We start from the raw sequence: 4950 nt of genomic DNA, 5'->3' as shown, positions 1-4950 counted from the left end.
CTTTTTTTATTTCATTCTTGGAGACCTTTCGATCAATTTCCTTGGCATATAAAAAATGAAGAACAAAATTTTATTTTTGATTTACTCACCATATTTACTCATGGTTGGCGTATGTTTCTTATATTTTTAGTGTCAGGGGCTGGAACATGGTTTGCCATGCGATCTCGTAAAAAAGCGTTCGTAATGGACAGAATCAAACGATTAATAGTTCCTTTTATATTTGGAATTGTTTTAATTATCCCTCCCCAACGATTTTACGAATGGATCATGTATCGTGACTTTACAGGCACCTATTTAGATTTTCTGCTTTCATATCCTTCACAACAACTTGGTGCAAATATGGGTAGTAGCTTATTGTTATGGTTTGGCCATTTAGGTACTCATATTTGGTTTCTACCATTTTTATTTGTGATGACGGTGTTTGCACTTCCATTTCTTAATAAAATTCAAAAAGGGAGCTTTGACTTCTCTTGGTTGAAGCGTATGATGCAAAGCAATTATGGTGTATTCATTTTGGTGTTACCAATGATTCTTGTGCGTGTACTATTAAAACCAATTTATTCAGAATATACAGACTGGGCAGATTTTTTGATATATATGTTGCCCTTTATTTATGGTTTTCTTTTTATGAGTGACCCTGAATTTATAAATATCATAAAGAAGAAAACATATCTTTTTCTTGTTGTTGGTATTATAAGCTCAATTTACTTTTCATACACTGCTTTTCAAGATCCTCTAAATATTCAAGAATATATGCACCCGAGCTATTCTTTAAAACACATCGAATCAAGTGTTGTTTCTATGTTAATTGCTTATAGTTGGATTTTATTCTTCTTAGGTTTTTTTGCAAAACACATGAACTTTAAGCATTCAATTCTTATTCCTGCTAACATAAGTATTTTACCAATTTATGTGCTACATCAAACGCTTATTATTGTCATAGGATATTATGTTGTTGGTATGGAGTTGAATATATTTTTAAAATTTGCAATTATAGCACTTACTGCCATTCCAACAGCTGTAATATTATACAAGCTGATACAAACTAATAATATTCTACGATTTCTATTTGGCTTAAAAGTAAAACCAAAGAAAAAATCTGTTCCACCTACACAAACTAATACAGCCTTATCATTTGATAAATAACTATTTATACTTAATTAAAAATTAATCATTATGAACTCACAAATAAAATCAAAAAGCGAACGTAAGTATTTTATAGATTGGCTAAGAATTGGTCTTATAATTAGTGTATTCTTTTTCCATGTAGGAATGATTTTTAGACCTGAACAATGGCATGTAAATAGTGCTGAATCATTTCCCTTTTTAGATCCAATTATGTGGTGGCTACATTTATGGAGAATGCCATTACTATTTTTGGTATCTGGAGTTGGTACATTTTACGCCATTGGGCAACGTACGAGCTGGCAATACTTAAAAGAAAGATTTAGAAGGCTATACATTCCATTTACCTTCGGTTTTTTCACATTGGTACCTTTAATGGTATATGTAGAGCGTATAGAAAATTACAGTTCTTTTTGGGATTATATTCCGCATATGTTTGATGGTGGACCTTATCCAGTTGGCAACATTTCTTGGCATCACCTGTGGTTTATTTTATACTTATTCATTATTTCAATATTAATCACACCGTTTTTAAACTACACAAAAAGCGGTCATTACAATATGGTAAGAGGTAAATTAATAAATATTGTTTCAAGAAAAATGGGTTTAAATTGGTTGTTACCTATCATCATTTTATCACAAGTAATATTGAGACAATATTTTCCAAAAAGTACACATGCATTATATAATGATTGGGCATTTTTTATGTATTACTTGTTATTCTTTTTAGCTGGCTTTATGTTATTTACAAGTGGCAAAGTAATTAATGCTCTTGCAAATAATAGAAGATTGTATTTATATCAAACTATTGTGTTTACAGTACTTTTATTTTCATTACCATCCATTTTTGGAGAATCTTCAATAGTACAAGATTATTCTAGAGGAATAAGCGAAATGATAATTTCATTATCCTGTGGAATAACAGCAATAGGCTATTTTAAGAGCTATTTTAACAAAGACCATAAGTATAGGAAAGTTCTTAATGATGCTATATATCCCTTCTATTTATTACACCAACCAGCTCTTATATTTGTGGGTTATGTAATTTTAAAGTGGAATATTTCTTACGGAATGCAAGCATTTTTAATTACACTGTTTTCTCTTATTTTTATAGTAACTTGTTACGCTATAATTATCAGGGTCAATATGTTAAGACTTGTTTTTGGGATGAAAAAGCAAGTATCAAAAAAAAGAGATACTTTAAATAACACTTTCAAGAATACAGCAACCCTAGAATTACAGCCCATTAAAAGCGTTAATACTAATTTTAAACAATAGAAAATGAAACTTTTTAGGACTTTAAGACAAAACTATATTAAGGAAGGAAATATAAAAAAATACCTATTATATGCTGTTGGTGAAATTTTCTTAGTCATGATTGGTATTAGTTTGGCTTTTCAATTAGATAATTGGAATGAAAGACGTGTAAAAAGAGTTTCAGAAGTTAGATTTTATGAAAATATAAAAGAACAAATTGCTGATGATAAAGCTTTAATTCTGCAGCAAGTAGATTTTAATAATTATTTTTTAGCTAATTCCAAATATTTAAATAATATCATAGAAGCCAATGACCGAAGTAAATTAGATTCTATAGGACCACTTGTACGTGACCTTTTGCAATATTCAGATTTTGATAAGGAAGCCAATATTTATCAAACCCTCATAAACAGCGGAGAGGTGAAACTTCTCCAAAACCACGAGATTGTAAATGGTATAAGAGAAATTGAGGAGAAATATAATTACGCGAATAGAATGGAAAATATTCATTTTGTCGCTATGATGAATCATGTAGCTTTAACTGTAAATAGTTTGGTTAAATTTTCGAGTGGGGAAATTAAAAATCCAGATGGAATGTATGATTATCAATTTCAAAACCTCATAATCTCTTTGATGAATATTATGACAGAAAAAGATAAAGCATATCATGAAGCATTGAATGAAATTGAAATTGTAACTGAATTAATTAATCAAGAACTTGAAACTAATAATTGAATTAGACATAGAAAAAAGGTTTTGCCTGAATACTCGTACCTCTTTGCTTAGATTTATATTATAAATAAAACCAATGATTATTAATGATTTATAGTTTATTTGATGATTTAGGAAGTGAATTTGTATGAACCTTGAAAACTTGACCCTCTTATTGAACAGAGCTTATTAATTTTGTAATGTGTTGATAAGTTAAATAGAAATTTTAACCGTAATAAAAAAAAGAAAAAAATGGATTACTTAAAAATTAACAAAGAATCATGGAATAGTAGAGTGGATACTCATTATGATTCTGAATTTTATGATAACAAGAGCTTCATTGCTGGTAAGTCATCACTAAACGATATTGAATTGGAAATTTTACCGAATTTAGAAGGGAAATCGGTACTTCACCTTCAGTGTCATTTTGGCCAAGATTCTATTTCATTAAGTAGGATGGGAGCAAAGGTAACTGGAGTTGATTTGTCTAATGATTCAATTTCAAAAGCTAATGAACTTGCTGCAATTACAAATTCTGATGCTAAATTTATTTGTTGTGATGTTTATGATTTGCCCAATCATTTGGATGGTGAGTTTGACATTATTTTCTCAAGTTATGGTGCCATATGTTGGCTTCCTGATCTTAACAAATGGGCCGAAATTGTGTCTAGATTCTTGAAGAAGAATGGAAAATTCATTTTTGTAGAATTTCATCCCGTTGTTGGCATGGTAGATGAAAACTTAAATGATTTGGAGGCGAGTTATTTTAATGCGGGACCTATACATGCTAATAGAGAAGGAACCTATACTGAGGGAGGTAGCACTGATAGTAAACAATTTGTAACCTGGAATCACAGTATTGGCGAAGTAGTTAATAGTATGATTGAAAATGGACTTGAAATTAATTCATTAAAAGAATATGATTATTCACCATATAACTGCTTTCAGAGAACATTTGAAGATGAACCAAATAAATTTAGAATTAAACACAAAGGGAACAATGCTCCAATGGTTTATTCAGTTTTAGCAACAAAAATAAATATTTAAGCTTATAAAAAACAAACCTAACTAAAAAAAATTATTATGAAATAGAAAATTTTGGCAACTGGCACAGACAGGAACTAAACGCTTTCTTGCCTGCCCTACTTACCATAGACGACAAGATGCCATACTTAATCATCTTACAGGGATAAATCCTGTTGTAAACTATGCCTAACGAAACTCAAAATGAGTATTATAAATAATTAATTTAAAAATGAAAAAAATGATTAAAAATTCAATAAAAATGATGGCAATTGTATTTGCTTCATCAATCTTATTTACATCTTGCTATTCTTATACCAGTGTAGTTGGAGAAGGTGCAAAAGGAAATTCACAAACTACACAGTGGAATCATTATGTTATTTATGGATTAGCTCCTGTTGGAGTTTCTGATTCTAAACAGATGGCAAATGGAGCAGAAAATTATACCGTTTTCACAAGGCAATCATTTGTTAATGGACTAGTTTCTGGTTTAACTTTTGGAATTTATACACCAACTACAACTACTGTAACTAAATAACTTTAATTTATAAGAAAGGTATTGCTTATTAGCTTTATCTTTCTTTATTTCTTTCAAATATGAAAAAGATTATATTTTATTTTTCTAGTATATTATCATCAATCTTACTAATAAACGTGATACAAATATTCACTTCAGACTTTCAAAGATTGACTGAATATGGAATTGGATATTTAATTGGAAAAATTATTCTATTATTGATTTTTCTCTCTTTAATATATTTAACAAAAAAGACAAATAAATTAAAAAATTAAACTCGATTTAAAACAGCACAGTATACAACACCTCATAAAATT

General features: G+C 29.3%; 5 protein-coding genes. All 5 read left to right on the top strand.

All coding sequences use genetic code 11. The features are described 5' to 3' along the window. A partial coding sequence (locus tag Q0352_RS00315; protein ID WP_299521793.1) for an acyltransferase family protein occupies positions 1-1146 on the top strand: 1146 nt, incomplete at its 5' end. 30 nt (positions 1147-1176) lie between these two features. Continuing rightward, the gene (locus Q0352_RS00310) at positions 1177-2403 is read left to right on the top strand and encodes an acyltransferase family protein (RefSeq protein WP_299521790.1); all 1227 of its coding nucleotides are present in this window, start codon (positions 1177-1179) and stop codon (positions 2401-2403) included. A 3-nt stretch (positions 2404-2406) separates the two neighbouring features. Continuing rightward, positions 2407-3117: a DUF6090 family protein gene (locus Q0352_RS00305; RefSeq protein ID WP_299521787.1), complete on the top strand. Its 711-nt coding sequence runs from the start codon at positions 2407-2409 to the stop codon at positions 3115-3117. A 228-nt stretch (positions 3118-3345) separates the two neighbouring features. Beyond that, positions 3346-4140: a class I SAM-dependent methyltransferase gene (locus Q0352_RS00300; RefSeq protein WP_299521784.1), complete on the top strand. Its 795-nt coding sequence runs from the start codon at positions 3346-3348 to the stop codon at positions 4138-4140. 217 nt (positions 4141-4357) lie between these two features. Continuing rightward, a complete protein-coding gene (locus tag Q0352_RS00295) occupies positions 4358-4654 on the top strand; it encodes a Bor family protein (RefSeq protein WP_299521781.1) in 297 nt (98 codons plus the stop codon). The last annotated feature ends 296 nt before the right edge of the window (positions 4655-4950 follow it).

It is taken from the genome of uncultured Lutibacter sp., assembly GCF_937891065.1.
Lineage (GTDB): Bacteria > Bacteroidota > Bacteroidia > Flavobacteriales > Flavobacteriaceae > Lutibacter.
This window is presented reverse-complemented; position numbering and strand designations above follow the sequence as displayed.